The 17,913-nt window shown below is 71.9% G+C and carries 12 protein-coding genes and 1 tRNA gene; 5 read left to right on the top strand and 8 right to left on the bottom strand.

The annotated features are described in order from the left end of the window. Positions 1-9 precede the first annotated feature (9 nt). The 8 genes from rho to argS all read right to left on the bottom strand — a co-directional run bounded on the left by rho (position 10) and on the right by argS (position 13,902). Positions 10-2,181, bottom strand: coding sequence for a transcription termination factor Rho (rho, locus tag EAD89_RS20290; protein WP_121676842.1), 2,172 nt, complete (start codon positions 2,179-2,181; stop codon positions 10-12). Positions 2,182-2,475: 294 nt separating this feature from the next. Next, positions 2,476-3,414: a homoserine kinase gene (gene thrB, locus EAD89_RS20285; protein WP_121676841.1), complete on the bottom strand. Its 939-nt coding sequence runs from the start codon at positions 3,412-3,414 to the stop codon at positions 2,476-2,478. Positions 3,415-3,485: 71 nt separating this feature from the next. Beyond that, the gene (locus tag EAD89_RS20280; protein WP_121676840.1) at positions 3,486-4,730 is read right to left on the bottom strand and encodes an MFS transporter; all 1,245 of its coding nucleotides are present in this window, start codon (positions 4,728-4,730) and stop codon (positions 3,486-3,488) included. 154 nt (positions 4,731-4,884) lie between these two features. Then, on the bottom strand, positions 4,885-8,172 hold the full coding sequence (locus EAD89_RS20275) for an efflux RND transporter permease subunit (protein WP_121676839.1): 3,288 nt from the start codon (positions 8,170-8,172) through the stop codon (positions 4,885-4,887). A 162-nt stretch (positions 8,173-8,334) separates the two neighbouring features. Continuing rightward, positions 8,335-9,384, bottom strand: a complete 1,050-nt coding sequence (gene thrC / locus EAD89_RS20270; RefSeq protein ID WP_121676838.1) for a threonine synthase — start codon at positions 9,382-9,384, stop codon at positions 8,335-8,337. 139 nt (positions 9,385-9,523) lie between these two features. Continuing rightward, positions 9,524-10,834, bottom strand: a complete 1,311-nt coding sequence (locus EAD89_RS20265) for a homoserine dehydrogenase (RefSeq protein ID WP_199733570.1) — start codon at positions 10,832-10,834, stop codon at positions 9,524-9,526. 8 nt (positions 10,835-10,842) lie between these two features. After that, the gene (lysA, locus tag EAD89_RS20260; RefSeq protein WP_121654115.1) at positions 10,843-12,228 is read right to left on the bottom strand and encodes a diaminopimelate decarboxylase; all 1,386 of its coding nucleotides are present in this window, start codon (positions 12,226-12,228) and stop codon (positions 10,843-10,845) included. 6 nt (positions 12,229-12,234) lie between these two features. Then, the gene (gene argS / locus EAD89_RS20255) at positions 12,235-13,902 is read right to left on the bottom strand and encodes an arginine--tRNA ligase (protein WP_121676836.1); all 1,668 of its coding nucleotides are present in this window, start codon (positions 13,900-13,902) and stop codon (positions 12,235-12,237) included. A gap of 98 nt (positions 13,903-14,000) precedes the next feature. On the opposite strand from argS, the gene EAD89_RS20250 reads away from it, so the two are divergent. The 5 genes from EAD89_RS20250 to EAD89_RS20230 all read left to right on the top strand — a co-directional run. Continuing rightward, positions 14,001-14,813: a DUF3105 domain-containing protein gene (locus tag EAD89_RS20250; protein WP_121676835.1), complete on the top strand. Its 813-nt coding sequence runs from the start codon at positions 14,001-14,003 to the stop codon at positions 14,811-14,813. An 8-nt stretch (positions 14,814-14,821) separates the two neighbouring features. Then, positions 14,822-15,493 carry a DUF305 domain-containing protein gene (locus tag EAD89_RS20245; RefSeq protein WP_121676834.1) on the top strand — a complete coding sequence of 224 codons (672 nt, stop codon included), beginning with the start codon at positions 14,822-14,824 and terminating at the stop codon, positions 15,491-15,493. A 702-nt stretch (positions 15,494-16,195) separates the two neighbouring features. After that, on the top strand, positions 16,196-16,888 hold the full coding sequence (locus EAD89_RS20240) for a winged helix-turn-helix domain-containing protein (protein ID WP_121654119.1): 693 nt from the start codon (positions 16,196-16,198) through the stop codon (positions 16,886-16,888). A gap of 399 nt (positions 16,889-17,287) precedes the next feature. After that, positions 17,288-17,362, top strand: a tRNA-Arg gene (locus EAD89_RS20235). A 243-nt stretch (positions 17,363-17,605) separates the two neighbouring features. Next, on the top strand, positions 17,606-17,913 hold a 308-nt coding region (locus EAD89_RS20230; RefSeq protein ID WP_368666374.1), incomplete at its 3' end, for a carbohydrate-binding protein.

The following is a 17,913-nucleotide window of genomic DNA, read 5'->3' as shown; positions in this document are numbered from 1 at the left end:
CGAGGGTGGTTACTCCCCCGGCGTCGACTTCGCGATCTGCATCAGGAACTCGATGTTGGTGCGGGACTGCTTGAGGCGGTCCAGCAGCAGATCCATCGCGGCCTGCGAGTCCAGCGAGTGCAGCACCTTCCGGAGCTTGTGGATGATGGCCAGCTCTTCGGGCGCGAGCAGGACCTCTTCCTTACGGGTGCCGGACGGGTTGATGTCGATGGCCGGGAAGGTCCGCTTGTCGGCGATCTTCCGGTCCAGCTTCAGCTCCGCGTTGCCGGTGCCCTTGAACTCCTCGAAGATGACCGTGTCCGCCATGGACCCGGTCTCCACCAGCGCGGTGGCGATGATGGTCAGCGAGCCGCCGTTCTCGATGTTGCGAGCCGCGCCGAGGAAGCGCTTCGGCGGGTAGAGGGCGGTGGAGTCGATACCACCCGACATGATCCGGCCGCTGGCCGGCGCCGCCAGGTTGTACGACCGACCGAGCCGGGTCACCGAGTCCAGCAGCACGACCACGTCGTGCCCCAGCTCGACCAGGCGCTTCGCCCGCTCGATCGCCAGCTCGGCCACCGTGGTGTGGTCCTGCGGCGGACGGTCGAACGTGGCCGCGATGACCTCGCCCTTGATCGACCGCTGCATGTCGGTGACCTCTTCAGGCCGCTCGTCCACCAGCACCACCATCAGGTGGCACTCCGGGTTGTTCCGGGTGATCGCGTTCGCGATCGCCTGGAGCACCATCGTCTTACCGGCCTTCGGCGGCGACTGGATGAGCGCGCGCTGGCCCTTGCCGATCGGCATGACCAGGTCGATGACCCGGGTCGTCAGGATGTGCGGCTCGGTCTCCAGCCGCAGGCGCTCCTGCGGGTAGAGCGGCGTGAGCTTGTAGAACTCCGGCCGCCGCCGCGCCTCCTCCGGCTCCATGCCGTTGATCGTGTCCAGCCGCATCAGCGGGTTGTACTTGTCCCGCCGCTGATCGCCGCTGTTGCCGCCCTCACGGGCCGCACGCACCGCACCGGTGATCGCGTCACCGCGGCGCAGGCCGTACTTCTTGATCTGGGACATCGAGACGTACACGTCGTTCGGGCCGGCCAGGTAGCCGGTCGTCCGCACGAAGGCGTAGTTGTCGAGCACGTCGATGATGCCGGCCACCGGGACGAGCACGTCGTCCTCGCCGACCTGCGGCTCGCGCCCACCGGCGTCGCCACCGGTCTCGGAGCGCTCGCCGCGGCCGCGCCGGCGGTCCCGGAAGCGGCTGCGCCGGCCACGCCGACCGCCGCCCTCGCCGTCATCGTCGTCGTTGTCCCGCTCGGCGCGCTGGCCACGGTCGTTGCGGTCGTTGCGGTCGCCCCGGTCGTTGCGGTCACCACGCTCGTTGCGCTCGGCCCGCTCGCCACGGTCGGAACGCTCCGACCGATCGTTGCGCTCGCCCCGCTCGGCACGCTCGCCACGGTCGTTGCGCTCGCCCCGCTCGACACGGTCACCCCGCTCGGCACGCTCGCCCCGCTCCGCACGCTCGGTGCGCTCGGGACGCTCGCCCCGGTCGGTGCGCTCGGCACGCTCGCCCCGGTCGGCACGCTCGCCCCGATCGGCACGCTCGGTGCGGTCAGTGCGCTCGGCCCGATCCGCACGCTCGGTGCGCTCGGCCCGATCCGCACGCTCGGTGCGCTCGGCCCGCTCGCCCCGGTCGGCACGCTCGGTGCGCTCCGGACGCTCGGCCCGGTCCCGGCGGTTCTCGCTCCGGTCGGTCCGCTCGCCGGCCTCCGCCTCGTCGGTACGCGCCTCAGTGGCGCGCGCCTCCGCCGTGGCGGTCCGGCTGCGCCGGGTACGACCCCGGCCCTCGGTCTCGGCGGCCGGCTCGGCCGGCGCCTGGTCAGTGCGTCCCTCCGTCGCCGGACGGTCCACGGTCTCCCGCACCTCCTCGCGCGTCGGAGCGGCCGCGGCCGCGACCTCGGCCCGCGGTCGAGGGGTACCGGCGGCGTTGCCGCCCTGCCGCTCGGAGATCGCGGCGATCAGCTCGCCCTTACGCATGCGAGCCGTGCCGGAGATGCCGAGCGACGCAGCCAGGCTCTGCAGCTCTGGCAGCAGCATCGCCGACAGACCGGTGCCGCTGCGCCGACGACGGGCGGGAGCGGCGGTGGTGGCATCGCCAGCGACGTTGGAAACATCCGACGTCACGTCGGTGGTGTCGCTCAATGGATTCCTTCCCTCGATAAGGCCGGGACTGCCCGGAGTCGGACTCAGGTGGCCGGGCGGCCTCGGTGCACCCGCCTCGCAAGGACGCGTCGCGGGAGTCTGTGACACAGCAGCCGGTGGTTTCCCGACTCACCAAACGTCGGTGAGCAGGTCTCGCCGTCTGCGGCGACCTGTGGAAACTGCGGCGCGGCGTGGGCCTTGGCAGGGGTGACGGGCTTACCGCCGAGAGCTTCGGGGGTGCGCCGCCCCGCAGGAGATCGCGTGCTTCGCGGCTGTGCTAGGTCTAGAGCGTAATCAACTCTTCCGACCTGCGGCAACAGGGTCCCGCTCGGCGTGTCCAAGTCTACCCCGGGCAACCCGCGCACCGCTGACGTCTATCGGTAACTGCCAGATCTGCCAGTCTGTTCCCACCGGGAAGCTCGGCGGGGGCTCGCTGAGCGCCAGCACGGTCGGCCCCGCCCCACTGACCACAGCCGCCACACCAGCCGCTCGCAACGCGTTGACCAGGGCTGATGTGCCCGGCATCCCCGGCGCGCGATAGTCCTGATGGAGGCGGTCGACGGTGGCGGGCACCAGCAGCGACGGGTCCGCGGTCAGCGCGTGCACCAGCAGCGCCGCACGGCCGGCGGTCAACGCGGCGTCGCCGTGCGGCACGGTGGCCGGTAACGCCGCCCGCGCGGTCGCGGTCAACCCCCGCTCCGCCGGCACGAAGACCGTCGGCCGCACCTCGTCGGCGACCGCCAGGGACACCGCGCGAGCGCCGGTCGGCTCGGACCAGGCGAGTGTGAAGCCACCGAGCAGGCACGGCGCGACGTTGTCGGGGTGGCCCTCGATCTCGGCGGCCAGCCGGAGCACGGCCGGCTTGTCCATCCGGCGCTCCCCGTCGGCGGACAGGGCGCGGGCCAGCAGCACCCCGGCGACGATCGCGGCGGACGAGGAGCCCAACCCGCGCGCCTGCGGGATTCGGTTGACGCACTCCACGATCAGCCCGGAGGGCTGCGCACCGAGCACGTCGAAGGTGGCCCGCATGGCGCGCACCACCAGGTGCCGATCGTCGTCGGGCAGCTCACCGGCACCCTGCCCGCTCACGGTCACCCGGACCCCAGCCGGCGCGACCTCGGCTGCCAGGTCGTCGTAGAGCCCCAGGGCGAGACCCAGCGCGTCGAAGCCCGGGCCCAGGTTGGCGCTGGTCGCGGGGACCCGGACCCGGACCGGCCCGGCGCTGAAGTTCATCGGCACGGGCTCATGCTAGGGGTCGGCACCGACGATCCGGTCCGACGCCCGCAGCGTGGGACCGGACGAACTCAGCCGGCCGGGTCCGGAACCGGTTCGGCGGCCGGATCGGTGAGCGAGAGACGGCGGGTGGCGATCCGCCAGCCGACCGCGTACACGAGGGTGACCAGCCCGCACCCGGCCAGCACCACCCGCTCGTCCACCACGTCCACCACCAGGGCCACCGCCAGCTGGCTCACCGAGATGGCCAGCGTCGCGAGCATCATGTCGGTGGCGAAGACGCGACCACGCAACCGGTCCGGCACCTCGCCCTGCAGGGCGAAGTTCGACATCACCCAGTTGCTGCCGCCGGCGAAGTGCGCCACGAAGACCAGCAGCAGCACCAACGGAAACCAGCGGACCACCGACGCGCCCAGGTAGGACAGGCCGTAGAGCGACATGGACAGCGCGAGCCCCGGCAGCAGCCAGGACCGGTTGGTCAGCACCCGACGCATCAGGATGGGTCCCACCAGGGCGCCCGCCCCGCGTACCGCGAAGAGCAGGCCGGCACCCAGCGAGCCGACCCCGTACACGCCGGCGAGCAGCGGAAACACCGTCAGCACGCCGTTACCCAGGCCGACGGCCGACTTCACCGTGACCAGCGCCAGGACCCGCGGACGGTGCCCGATGTAGACGAGCGCCTCGCGGACCGCCGGCCAGGTCCGTTGGGCCGGGCGGTCGACGTCCCGGGGCGCCTGCAAGGGCCGGCGGATCCGCCCGGCGAGGCCCGCGGCCAGCGCCAGGCCGACGGCCGCCACCCAGAAGCAGGCGTACGGGCCGACGGCCGAGCTGAGCACGCCACCGAGCGAGGCGCCGACCACCGTCATGGTGCCCCAGGCCGAGCCGGCCACGGCGTTACCGGCGGCCAGTTCGTGCGGCTCCAGCACGTTGGGCAGCGCGGCCTGCGCGGCCGGCGAGTAGAACGCCTTGGCGACCGCGACCACTCCGATCGCCACCAGCGCCAGCCAGGCCGTCCCGGCGCCCCGGACGCCGAGCAGCAGCAGCACGCCCGCCAGCGCCGCCACGTTCGCCGCGACCATGACCTTGCGCCGGTCGAACCGGTCGGCCACGGTGCCGGTGTACGGCAGCAGCAGCGCCACGATGCCGGTGTCGACGGCCAGCACCAGCGCACCCCAGACCCCGCTGCCGGTCAACTGGGGCAGCAGCACCAGCAGCGGCACCATGACGAACCAGTCGGCGCCGAAGACGACCAGCTCAGCGAGGAAGAGGTTACGAAAGCTCCGGTTGCCGGTCAGGACGGAGAGGGTGGACGCCACGTAGCGCGACGCTACCCGGTCGACACCGCTCGATACCGATCGCGAGCAGCAACGACAGAGGCCCCCCGTTGCGGTCGGCAGCGGCCGGCGCGCAGAAAGCCGGAACGCCCCCGGCAGGTGAACCCGCCGGGGGCGTTCCGAGGTGCTGGTCCGACTACTCGGTCGGCTCCGCGGGGGGCAGCGGCGAAGTGCGGCTGCGTGGCAGCCGTAGCACCTCGAACTGGTCCGTACCCTCCACCAGCGCGCCCGACGGTGCGGGTCGCCCCGCCGCCGACTGCGAACCCTCGGCGTGCGTCGCCGCCGGCGCACCGGACGGCACCGCCACCTTGTTCGGGCTGGCCGGCTCGGCGGTCTCCGCCTCGGTCGGCCCGGCCACCGCCGGGTCGCCGGACCGCCGCCGGCGGCGCCGCTCCCGCAGCGACTCCTTGGTGTGTTCCACCATCGTGTACAGCGTCGGCACCAGGATCAGCGTCAGCAGCGTGGAGCTGAGCAGGCCACCGATCACCACGACGGCCAGCGGCTGCGAGATGAAGCCGCCCTCACCGGTCAACCCGAGCGCCATCGGCAGCAGCGCGAAGATGGTCGCGACCGCCGTCATGAGGATCGGGCGCAGCCGGCGCCGGCCGCCCTCGACCACCGCGTCCCGGACCCCCATGCCCTGGGCCCGGTACTGGTTGATCAGGTCGAGCAGCACGATCGCGTTGGTCACCACGATGCCGACCAGCATCAGCACGCCGATCAACGCCGGCACGCCCAGCGGCGTCCCGGTGATCAGCAGCAGGCCGATCGCCCCGGTCGCCGCGAACGGGATGGAGATCAGCAGGATCAGCGACTGGGTGAGGCTGCGGAACGTGGCCACCATGATCAGGAACACGATCGCGATCGCGGCCAGCACCGCCAGGCCCAGGTCGCCGAAGGCGTCCGCCTGGTCCGCGCTGACCCCACCGATGGTGAAGGTCGCACCCGGCACGTCGATGCCGTCCAGCTTCTCCTGCAACGCCTGGCTGGTCGCGCCCAGGTTCGAGCCGGTCGCCGTGCCGGTGACCGAGACGCTGCGCTCACCGTCGATCCGGCTGATCTGCTGCGGCCCCTCGACCCGGCTGACCTTCGCGATGTCGCCCAGCTTGACCGGACCGATCGGCAGGGCGTTCAACTGCTCCACCGACACCGGCGGCTGTGCGCCCAGCCGCAGCACCACGTTCTGCTGCTGGCCGTCGAGCGTGACCCGACCCAGCGGCGCCCCACGGAACGCCTGCGACACGACCTGACCCACCGCGGCCTCGGTGAGCCCGGCGCGGCCGGCGGCGACCCGGTCGACGGTCACGTCGACCCGCGGCACCTCCGCGGCGAGGCTGGTGGTGACGTCCTCGACGTCCGGCACCTCGGCCATCGCCGTCCGGGCCGCCTCGGCGGCCCGGGTCAGCACCTCCGGGTCGCTGGCCTGGACGATCACCTCCAGCTGGCTGGTCGAGGCTTCCTGTCCACCACCGAAGCTGATCTCACCCAGCCCGCCGCCGAGGGTGTCGAACTCCTTGCGCAGCACCTCGCGCATCTGCTTCGCGTCGGTGTCCCCGTCGAGCGCCACCGACCAGCTCGCGATGTTGTTGCCGCCGCCCCCGAACGGGTTGTCCCCGCCGCCGGCGGTCACCTGGTAGGTCTCGACCCCGTCGGTACGTCCGAGCACCGTCTCGACCTGCTTGGCCGCCGCGTCGGTGGCGGCCAGGCCACTACCCGCCGGCAACTCCTGCTGGAAGCTGAGCGTGTCCTGACCGGAGTCGTCCAGGAAGTTGGTCTCCAGCTTCTGGGCCAGCCCGAAGGTGCCGAAGAGCACCAGCAGGCCGAGACCGACGGTGATCCAGCGGGTGGACCGCTTGCGGGTGGCGAACCCGATCACCGGCAGGTACGCCCGCTGCAACGGGCTGCGCAGCTCCTTCTCCTCGGCGCCGCGACGCACCGCCTCGTCGTCCACGGTGCCGCCGCGCGGCTTGAGGAACCAGTACGCCAGCACCGGGATCACGGTCAGCGACACCAGCAGCGAGGCGAGCAGGGCCACCGTCACGGTGATCGCGAACGGCGCGAAGAGCTGCCCGACGAACCCGCCGACCAGCGCGATCGGTGCGAACACCGCGACCGTGGTGAGGGTGGACGCGGTCACCGCGCCGGCCACCTCGCGGACGCCGGTGATGATCGCGCGCTGCTTCTCCTCGCCGTACTCCAGGTGTCGTTTGATGTTCTCCAACACCACGATCGAGTCGTCCACCACCCGGCCCACCGCGATGGTCAGCGCGCCGAGGGTGAGCAGGTTGAGCGAGTAGTCGCCGATCCACAGGGCGATCAGCGCCACCAGCACGGAGAGCGGGATGGAGACCGCGGTGACCACGGTCGAGCGCACCGACAGCAGGAAGACCAGGATGACGATGACCGCCATCACCAGGCCCAGCAGACCCTCGGTGGTCAACGACTCGATCGACTTCTCGACGAACGGCGCCTGGTCGAAGACCACGGTCAGCTCGGCGCCGGAGGCGTCCTTCAGGTCGGCCAGCTTGTCCCGGATCTCGTGCGAGATCTCCACGGCGTTGCCGTCCGGCGCCGCGGTGACCGCGATGCCGAGGCTGTCCTGGCCGTTGGTCCGGGTGATCGCGGTGGCCGGGGCCTGCGTCTGCTCGACGGCCGCCACGTCACCGAGACGGACCGGGGCAGCCCCGGGGGCGACCACGATGCCGCGCAGGTCGTCCAGGGTGGCGACCGGCGTGCCGACCTGCACCGGGAGGGCCTGGCTGCCGTCGTTCACCGCGCCAGCCGGGATCGTCACGCCGTTGGTCTTCAGCGCGGCGCCGATCGCCGTGGGCTGGAGCTTCGCCGCGGCCAGCTTGGCCAGGTCCGGGGTGACCACCACGATGTCGTCGCGGGTCCCGCTCACCTCGACCGTGCGGACTCCCTCGATGGCCTCCAGCTCCGGCACCACCGTGTCGCGCAGCTTCTCGGCGAGCGCCCGCTGGTCCCCCCCGCCGGCCGCAGCCAGCACCACCGCCGGCAGGTCGTCGGTGCTGCCCGCGATGACCTGCGGGTCGACGTCCTCCGGCAGCTGCGAGTCGATACGACTCAGCGCGGTCTGCATCTTGTTGACCATGTCGTCCAGGTCACTGCCGAACTCGTACTGCACCTGGACGGTGGCCGCCCCCTCGCGGGAGGTGGAGGTGATCTGGTCCAGACCGGGGATGCCCTGGAGGGCGTTCTCGATCGGCTCGGTCACCTGCGACTCGACGATCTCGGGTCCGGCACCGGGGTAGGGGGCCACGATGAACGCGGCCGGGAATTCGAGCGACGGCAGCAGTTGCTGCTTCAGTGATGGCACGGCGAACGCTCCGAACGCCGTGATCACCACCGCGATGAGGGCGACAAGCCCTCGGTTGGCGAGGCTGAATCTGGCGAGCAGCGACATCGGCCTGGCTCACTCCTGAAAGAGATTGCGGGTGGGGATACCCGAAAGTGTGCCTGACTCGATCACCCCGACCCCCGCCGGACCCCTGCCGTACCGACAGCGGACGCGATTCACCCCCGGATCGCCACCCCGCGGGCCACGACCGGCCGGCGCGGTGGCCGCTCAGGCCAGATCGAGGGCGCGGGCCGCGGCCAGCGGGTCGTTCGGGATGGTCACCGGGGCGGGCGCGGTGGAGATCGCCCATTCCGGGTCCTTCAAGCCGTGGCCGGTCACCGTGCAGACCACCGTCGACCCGGCCGGGATCGCGCCCGCCGCGGCCTGCTGGAGCAGACCGGCCACGCTGGCCGCGCTGCCCAGCTCGACGAAGACGCCCACCTCGCGGGCGAGCAGCCGGTACGCGGACAGGATCTCCCGGTCGGTCACCGCCGCGATCAGACCGCCCGAGGCGTCCCGGGCGTCCAGCGCCCTGGTCCAGCTCGCCGGGTTGCCGATCCGGATCGCGGTGGCGATGGTCGACGGCTCCGGCACCACCTGGCCGGTGACGATCGGCGCCGCACCGGCGGCCTGGAAGCCGTACATCTTCGGCGTCCGGGTCGTGGCGCCGGCGGCGTTCTCCTCCGCGTACCCCATCCAGTAGGCGGAGATGTTGCCGGCGTTGCCGACCGGCAGGCAGTGGATGTCGGGCGCGTCACCGAGCGCCTCGACGATCTCGAAGGCGGCGGTCTTCTGCCCGTGCAGCCGGTCGATGTTGACCGAGTTGACCAGCGCGACCGGATAGTCCTGAGCGAGCTTGGCGGCCGTCGCCAGGCAGTCGTCGAAGTTGCCGCTCACCTGGAGCAGCTTCGCGCCGTGCACCAGCGCCTGGGCCAGCTTGCCCAGCGCGATCTTGCCCTGGGGCACCAGCACCGCGCAGGTCAGCCCGGCCCGTGCCGCGTACGCCGCGGCGGAGGCGCTGGTGTTGCCGGTGGAGGCGCAGATGATGGCCTTGTTGCCGGCCTCGACCGCCTTGGAGACCGCGAGGGTCATTCCGCGGTCCTTGAACGAGCCGGTCGGGTTGGCCCCCTCCACCTTGAGGTGCACGTCGCACCCGAGGCGGGCGGAGAGCACCGGCGCGGGCAGCAGCGGAGTGTTCCCCTCGTGCAGCGTGACGACGGGCGTGGCCGCGGTGACCGGTAGCCGGTCCCGGTACGCCTCGATCAGACCCCGCCACATGTCGTTCTCCTCGCCTCTAGCGTCGCGCCGACCTGCGGATCAGGCCACCCTGGACCAGCCTGCCGGAGCGACCGGCGGAAGACCCCGGGTTACCCACCTGGCGGGACGAGCGCGCCGCCCCACCACCGGAGTCAACGACTCACACCCCGCCCTCGACCCGCAGCACGCTGGTCACCGACCGGACGATGTCCAGGCCGCGCAGCTCACTTACGGTCGCGGCGAGCGCGGCGTCCGGCGCCACGTGGGTGACGATCACCAGTTCGGCGTCGCCGTCCCGGCCGGGTGGACCGCCGGCCGAACCCTGCCGCACGGTCGCGATCGACACGTCGTGCCGGGCGAAGACGCCCGCCACCGCGGCCAGCACACCCGGACGGTCGGCCACGTCCAGGCTGACGTGGTAGCGGGTCAGCGCCTCGCCCATCGGCCGGACCGCGAGGTCGGCGTACGCGCTCTCGCTGGCCGCGCGCACCCCGGCGAGCCGGTTGCGGGACACCGCCACCACGTCGCCGAGCACCGCGCTGGCGGTCGGCGCGCCACCCGCGCCCCGGCCGTAGAACATCAGCTCCCCGGCCGCGTCCGCCTCCACGAAGACCGCGTTGAACGCGTCGCCGACGCTGGCCAGCGGGTGGCTGCGCGGGATCATCGCCGGGTGCACCCGGACGCTGACCGTCTCCCGGCCGGCCGGGTCGACACCGCGGGCCGCGATGCAGAGCAGCTTGATCGTGCAGCCCATCGCCTGCGCGCTGGCCACGTCCGCGGCGGTCACCTCGGTGATGCCCTCCCGGTGCACGTCGGCGGCGCCGACCCGGGTGTGGAACGCCAGCGAGGCGAGGATCGCCGCCTTGGCCGCCGCGTCGAAGCCCTCCACGTCGGCGGTCGGGTCGGCCTCCGCGTACCCCAGCTCGGTGGCCTCGTCGAGGGCCTCGGCGAAGCCGGCGCCGGTGGCGTCCATGGCGGAGAGGATGAAGTTGGTGGTGCCGTTGACGATGCCGGTGACCCGGTTGATCCGGTCGCCGTGCAGCGACTCGCGCAGCGGGCGCAGCAGCGGGATGGCCCCGGCCACGGACGCCTCGTAGTAGAGGTCGCCGCCGCCCTCGGCGGCCGCTTCGTGCAGCGCCACGCCGTCCTCGGCGAGCAGCGCCTTGTTGGCGGTGACGACGCTCTTGCCGGCACGCAGCGCTTCGACCAGCCAGCTCCGGGCCGGCTCGATACCGCCGACCACCTCGATCACGACATCCACGTCGTCGCGCTTGATCAGGCCGAGCGCGTCGGTGGTGAACAGGGTCGGGTCGATCGGCAGGTCACCGCGATCGCGGCCGAGTCGCCGGACGGCGATGCCGGCGATCTCCAGCGGAGCGCCGATCCGGGCGGCCAGGTCGGGGCCCTGCTCGTGCAGCAGCCGGACCACCTCCTGGCCGACCGTGCCACAGCCGAGCAGCGCCAAGCGCACAGGTGACGTCATCCAACATCCAATGCGAGCAGGTCCTCTTCGGTTTCCCGCCGGACGATCAGACGCGCCTGGCCGTCGCGCACCGCGACCACCGGGGGCCGCGGCACGTGGTTGTAGTTGCTGGCCATGCTGCGGCAGTAGGCGCCCGTGCCGGGCACCGCGACAAGATCTCCGGGCTGCACGTCGGCGGGCAGGAATTCATCCTTCACCACGATGTCCCCGGACTCACAGTGCTTTCCCACCACGCGGGCGAGCATCGGCTGCGCGGTCGAGGCGCGGGAGGCCAACGTCGCCGAGTACGAGGCGTCGTAGAGCGCGGTGCGGATGTTGTCGCTCATCCCGCCGTCGACGCTGACGTACGTCCGGATGCCGTCGAGGTCCTTCACCGTGCCGACCTCGTAGAGGGTGAACACGGACGGCCCGACGATGGCCCGCCCCGGCTCGATGGAGAGCCGCGGCACGGCCAGCCGCTCGGCGGCGCACTCCGAGTCGACGATCTTGCGGAGCCGCTTGGCCAGGTCCTGCGGAGCGGCCGGGTCGTCCTGGGTGGTGTACGCGATGCCGAAGCCGCCGCCCAGGTCCAGCTCGGGCAGCTCCACCCCGCGTGCGTCGCGGATCTGCGCCTGGAGGGCGAGCACCCGGCGGGCGGAGACCTCGAAACCGCTGGCGTCGAAGATCTGCGAGCCGATGTGCGAGTGCAGGCCACGCAGCTCCAGCACGTCCTCGTCGAGCACCTTGAACGCGGCCGCCGCGGCCGCCCCGCCGGCCAGCGAGAACCCGAACTTCTGGTCCTCGTGGGCGGTGGCGATGAACTCGTGGGTGTGCGCCTCGACCCCGACCGTGACCCGGACCAGCACCCGGGGGCGGACGCCCCGCTCGCGGGCCAGCGCGGTGAGCCGGTCGATCTCGGTGAACGAGTCGAGGATGATCCGCCCGACACCGGCGTCCAGCGCCCGGGCCAGCTCGACCACCGACTTGTTGTTGCCGTGGAAGCCGATCCGCTCCGGCGGCATCCCGGCCGCGAGGGCGGTGGCCAGCTCACCACCGGTGCAGACGTCGAGGTGCAGCCCCTCCTCGGCGATCATCCGGACCACCGCCCGGCACAGGAACGCCTTGCCCGCGTAGTAGACGTCCTCGGTCGGGAAGGCGGCCCGGAAGTCCCGGCAGCGTGAGCGCAGGTCGTCCTCGTCGAGCACGTACACCGGGGTGCCGAACTCGGCCGCGATGTCGCGGACGCTCAGGCCCGCGACGGCGACCGCGCCGTCGGCGCCGCGCGTCACCGTCCGCGGCCACAGCGCCGGCATCAGGGCGTTGACGTCGTCGGGGGTACGCAGCCAGGCCGGCCCCCGGTTGCCGATGTCGCCGTGCAGCGCACCAGCCTCGTGAGCACGCATCAGGTACTACATCCTCTCGGGAGCGGAGACGCCGAGCAGGTGCAGGCCGTTGGCGATCACCGTGCGGGTGGCGTTGTTGAGCCAGAGCCGTGCCCGGTGCAGGTCGGTGACCTCCTCGTCGCCCAACGGCAGCACCCGACAGTTGTCGTAGAACCGGTGGAAGGAGGCGGCGACGCTCTCCTCCAGGTAGCGGGCCACCCGGTGCGGCTCCCGCAGCTCGGCGGCGGTGGCCACCACCGCCGGGAACTCGGCGAGCGCCTTGAGCAGCTCATTCTCCTTCTCGTGCCCGAGCAGCTCGGGGCGGAAGTCGTCGGCGTCGCCCGGGACCAGCCCCACCTCGGCCGCGTTGCGGGCCACACCCGCCGTCCGGGCGGCCACGTACTGCACGTAGTAGACCGGGTTGTCGCGGGTCGCCCGGGTCCACAGCTCGATGTCGATGTCGATCGGCGAGTCGCTGGAGTAGCGGGCCAGCGCGTACCGGGAGGCGTCCACGCCGATCGCGTCGACCAGATCCTCCAGGGTGATCACGGTGCCGGCCCGCTTGCTCATCCGCATCGGGGCGCCGTCGCGCAGCAGGCTGACCAGCTGCCCGATGAGGATCTCCAGGTTGCGCTCCGGGTCGTCGCCGAAGCAGGCGACCATCGCCTTCATCCGGCCGATGTAGCCGTGGTGGTCGGCGCCCAGCATGATCACGACCCGCTCGAAGCCGCGCTCCCGCTTGTCCAGGTAGTAGGCGCAGTCCGCGGCGAAGTAGGTCCACTCGCCGTCGGACTTGCGCAGCACCCGGTCCTTGTCGTCGCCGAAGTCGGTGGTGCGCAGCCAGGTGGCGCCCTCGGCCTCGTAGACCTGGCCCTGCTCGCGCAGCCGGGCCAGGGCGAGGTCCAGCTCACCCCGGTCGTGCAGGTCCTTCTCGTTGAAGTAGGTGTCGAACTCCACCCCGAAGTCGCGCAACGAGGAGCGGATCTCGTCGAACATCAGCGCGACGCCCTCGACCCGGAACACCTCCTGGGCGGCGACGTCGTCCAGGGTCAGCACCTCCGGCCGGCGGGCCTGCACCTCGGCGGCGATCTCCCCGATGTACGCCCCGCCGTAGCCGTCCTCCGGCGTGGGCTGGCCCTTGGCGGCGGCGAGCAGCGAGCGGGCGTACCGGTCGATCTGCGACCCGGCGTCGTTGAAGTAGTACTCCGTGCCCACCTCGGCGCCGGTGGCCCGCAGCAGCCGGCTGAGCGCGTCACCGACGGCCGCCCAGCGGACCCCACCGATGTGCACCGGGCCGGTCGGGTTGGCCGAGACGAACTCCAGATTGATCTTCTCACCGGCGAGCCGGTCGCTGCGGCCGTACTCCGCGCCCGCCTCGACGATCACCCGGGCGAGCTGACCGGCGGCGGCCGCGTCGAGCCGGATGTTCAGAAAGCCCGGCCCGGCGATCTCCACCGACTTGACCCCCGGCGCCCGACCCAGCTCATCGGCCAGCGCTGCGGCCAGCTCACGCGGCGGTACGCCCACCTTCTTGCTCAACTGCAGGGCGAGCGTCGAGGCGTAGTCGCCGTGCTCGGGGTTGCGGGGTCGCTCCACCGCCGTACGCTCCGGCAGCGCGGCGTGATCCAGGCCACGCTCGGCGAAGACGGCGTGGGCAGCGGTGAGGACGACCGAGGCTAGTTCTGCAGGAGTCACCGAACCATGTTATCGGGGGTAGACTCGGGCACTCGGCGGCGACCCTGCGCGTCATCCGGCCCGCCACCTCCCCTGACCAACCGACCTGACGAGGCACGATGAGCATCAGCACCCCGGGTGGCCCTGAGCGCCGCCCGACCGTGGTCAGCACCGGCAAGAAGCCGGCCGCAGGCCGGCCGGCGTCCGGCGCCAAGGCTGGTTCCGGCAAGCCGACAGGCAAGCCGGCGGGTTCCCCCCGGGCAGGTGGCAAGGGTCCCCGCAAGCCGATCGCCCCGGTCAAGGTGAGCCAGGGCCGGGCCTGGGGCCCGATCGCGCTCTTCGTCGCCGTGGGTGTGCTGGCGGCCGGCATCATCGGCTACGGCGCCTGGGCGTCGTTCCAGGGCTCCAAGCCGTGGGACAAGCGGGCCAACGCCATCGACGGCATCGTCAACATCCGCAAGTCGGACCCGGAAAGCCTGAAGTACGAGTCGCACAAGTCCGGTCCGCTGACCTGGAAGTTCACGCCGCCGGTGGGTGGGGTGCACAACGCCGCCTGGCAGAACTGCATGGGCGAGGTGTACGACGCCCCGATCGCCAACGAGCACGCGGTGCACAGCCTGGAGCACGGCGCGGTGTGGATCACCTACCGCCCGGACCTGCCGAAGGACCAGGTCGACAAGCTCGCCGGCAAGGTGCGGGGCGTCGAGAAGACGATGATGAGCCCGTACGAGGGCCTGGACAAGCCGATCTCGCTGCAGGCGTGGGGCTACCAGCTCAAGCTCGACAACGCCGACGACTCGCGGATCGACGAGTTCATCAAGGACCTGCGGGTGAACGCCTCCGTCGAAGGCCCGACCGCGCTGTGCAACCAGGGTGTGACCGCCACCGGCACCACGCCGCGTGAGCTTCAGCAGCAGCCGCCGACCCAGTAAGGACCGCAATGACCGCTCCCGCCACCACCGACAGCGCGCACGACGAGGCTCCGGTCGCTCCGGATCACGGCGACCGGGCCCCGACGCGGCGCTACGGCCTGCTGGCGCTCGCCGCCATGCTGGTGGTGGGCCTGCTGCTCGGGTACGCCGGCGGCCTGCTCACCCCGGGGCTCACCCGGCCCGGTGACACCTCGGTCGAGGCGGGCTTCGCGCGGGACATGACCACGCACCACACCCAGGCGGTGGAAATGAGCCTGACCGCCTACCGGTCGGCGACGCTGCCCGAGGTACGCCAGATCGCCGTGGACATCGCCACCGAGCAGCAGGGCGAGATCGGCGCCATGCAGACCTGGCTGCGGGAGTGGGAGCTGAGCCCGACCGGGTCCGAGCCCCCGATGTCGTGGATGTCCGACGGGGCCGGCGTCAAGAACGGGCTGATGCCCGGCATGGCCACCCCGCAGGAGATGGCCGCGCTGCGCGACGCCAAGGGCATCGAGGTCGACCGGCAGTTCCTGGCCCTGATGTACAACCACCACCTGGGTGGCATCCACATGATCGACGCTGCGCTCGCCGAGACCGACAACGCCGAGGTCGTGCGGGTGGCGCAGACGATGAAGGCCACCCAGCAGACCGAGCTGAACAACCTCCGGCAGCTCCAGGCACAGGCCGCCAAGGGCTGAGCGACCGGACGGGCCCGCGTTCTGCCGCACAGCGGCGGGGCGCGGGCCCGTTTCTGTCGGCGCGCCGGCCAAGCGGCCCGGACGGCGAGCGGCGCAGACGGCGAGCGGCGAGCGGCTTGGACGTGGTCGGCGAACAGCGAGCGGCGCGGACATGGTCAGCGAACAGCGAGCGGCGCGGACATGGACGGCGAGCGGGCCCGGACGCCGACGGCGAGCGGCCTGGACGTGGTCGGCGAACAGCGAGCGGCGTGGACGTGGAGGGCGAGCGCGCCGACGCGGAGAGCGAGCGGCGCGGATGGCGAGCGCGACGGCGCGGGGCCACGGACGGCGAGCGGTGAGCGGCACGGGGCGCGGAAGGCAGGCGGGGCCGGTTGGCAGGGCGCGGGCCGGCTGGCAGGGCGCGGGCTGCGAGCGGCGGGCGTGGGCGGGGGTGACAACGACCCGTGCACCTTGATCCACTCCAGATCGCCGATGTCGGGGTGTCCCCACGAGCGGATGCCCCGATATCGCCGACCTGGAGTGGATCAAGGCCGATTCAGCGGGCGGGGCTTGATCCACTTGGGCTCTGGACGTTGACTTTTGGGCGCTTTGTTCCTTGCTGCGCGGTCTGGTCGATTTGAGCGGTGCAACCGATTACGTTGCTTAGAGAGTTTTCTCCACACATATCGTGACCAGTTGCGATTCGGGCTCGTTGCGCAGGACGTGGGGGTTGCACTCAGAGACGCACGGCGTTCGGTCACCAGCTGGTGCCGACGCCACACCATCGGCGGTGACGGGGCGGTGGCAGCCGTCCGTCGCGGACAGCGGCAGGGCGAGCCGGGAATGCTCAGCCGCGAACAGGAACTCGAACTGATCGACGTGCTGCGGGGCGTCCACCCCGACGAGTTCGGCCTGGACGAGGAGCTGTGGACGCGGCAGAGCCTCACCACGCTCATCCAGCGCAGGTTCGACCTGCCGCTGGACGCGGGCGCGGTCGGCGCGTACCTGCGGGCCTGGGGGTTGGGTCCGCGGGAACCGCGCGAGCGCGCCTGCGGGCTCTGCGTCAGCGCGGTCGAACGTTGGGTACGCAGCGAGTACCCGGCGATCACCCGGGCTGCCCAGGAGCACCTCGCCGAGGTCTACTGGATCGGCCGGGTACGGCTGCGCGGGACCATGCCGGCGGCCGACGTGATCTCCGCCGTCTCGTCCCGCGGCCGGGTGCGCTTCATGATCACCACGCCGACGGTCGACCCGCCGCTCCCTCGCGACTTCGTGCTGCGACTGAGCGGCGAGGAACAGCGCACGGTTCACCTGATCGTGGACGGCTCATGGCCGCGCAACGAGTGGCCGCGTCGGCTCCCCCGGCGGATCGTGCTGCACCCGCTGCCCAGTTGCGGCCGGGCGGTCGCGGCCTGACCGCTTCCGGGGTGGTCGCAGCCTGACCATTCGCCGCCCGGATCGCAGGAACCGCCCGGACCAACAAGGCCGTCCGAACCATCAGGGCCGCCCGAACCATCAGGGCCGCCAGGACCAAGCCCGCTCGGACCAACAGGACCGCCCGAACCAACAAGGCCGCCCGGACCAACAAGGCCGCCCGAACCATCAGGGCCGCCAGGACCAAGCCCGCTCGGACCAACAGGACCGCCCGAATCAACAGGCCGGCAAGGATCAACAGGCCGTCAAGAACAACAGGGCCGCGCGGACCATCACGGCCCCCGGCGACCAGGGCGGTCGGGCCGTTGGCGACACGATCCGGGCGCCGGATACCGATTCGGCGTTCGCGGAGGAGGTTTGCTAGTCTTCTCCAGTCGCTGAGCCCCCGTAGCTCAGGGGATAGAGCACCGCCCTCCGGAGGCGGGGGCGCAGGTTCGAATCCTGCCGGGGGCACCAAAGCTCAGCACGCAAGGCCTCTGACCAGGGTTCAACCGGTCAGGGGCCTTCATCATGTGCGCGGCCGACAGCCGTCCACGGCGGGGTTCCGTGCCGAAACAGACGCGCGCGGCACCGCCGGCCCGGTCGCTACGACGCCGGCCGCACTCCGTCTTCCTCGGATCTGTTAACAACCCTTGATATTAAACTTCACGAACGTCAATATGTGGAGGTCGCGGGTCGTCGATGCCTGGGGAGTGAGCCATGAGAAGCCGTCGGATTTTCGCAGTGGTGGCCGGGGCGGCGATGACCGTCGCGACCGCCGTCGCCTTCGTCCCCAGCAGCACCGCCGCCGTGTCCTCGGCGGACGCCACCCTGATGGTCGCCTGCACCGCGCCGGCCTGGGCCGAGGGCAGGACCTACCAGGCGGGCACGCAGGTCACCTACGGCGGCCGGCTCTACCAGGCTCTGGTCACCCACACCGCCCATCCCGGCGCCGGCTGGAACCCCGCCTCGACCCCGTCGCTCTGGCGTGACCTGGGCGCCTGCTCGGGCGGCACCCCGCCGCCGAC

Origin of the sequence: Micromonospora sp. BL4 (assembly GCF_003667505.1) — a bacterium.
Lineage (GTDB): Bacteria > Actinomycetota > Actinomycetes > Mycobacteriales > Micromonosporaceae > Micromonospora.
The sequence above is the reverse complement of the archived record's forward strand: the minus strand, read 5'-3'. Positions and strand labels throughout refer to the sequence as shown.

Bases quoted from the DNA above. Each gene is read 5' to 3' on its own strand.
- EAD89_RS20275 (WP_121676839.1), bottom strand. From the start codon at position 8,172: ATGTCGCTGCTCGCCAGATTCAGCCTCGCCAACCGAGGGCTTGTCGCC.
- thrB (WP_121676841.1), bottom strand. From the start codon at position 3,414: ATGAACTTCAGCGCCGGGCCGGTCCGGGTCCGGGTCCCCGCGACCAGC.
- EAD89_RS20250 (WP_121676835.1), top strand. From the start codon at position 14,001: ATGAGCATCAGCACCCCGGGTGGCCCTGAGCGCCGCCCGACCGTGGTC.
- lysA (WP_121654115.1), bottom strand. From the start codon at position 12,228: ATGCGTGCTCACGAGGCTGGTGCGCTGCACGGCGACATCGGCAACCGG.
- thrC (WP_121676838.1), bottom strand. From the start codon at position 9,384: ATGTGGCGGGGTCTGATCGAGGCGTACCGGGACCGGCTACCGGTCACC.
- EAD89_RS20245 (WP_121676834.1), top strand. From the start codon at position 14,822: ATGACCGCTCCCGCCACCACCGACAGCGCGCACGACGAGGCTCCGGTC.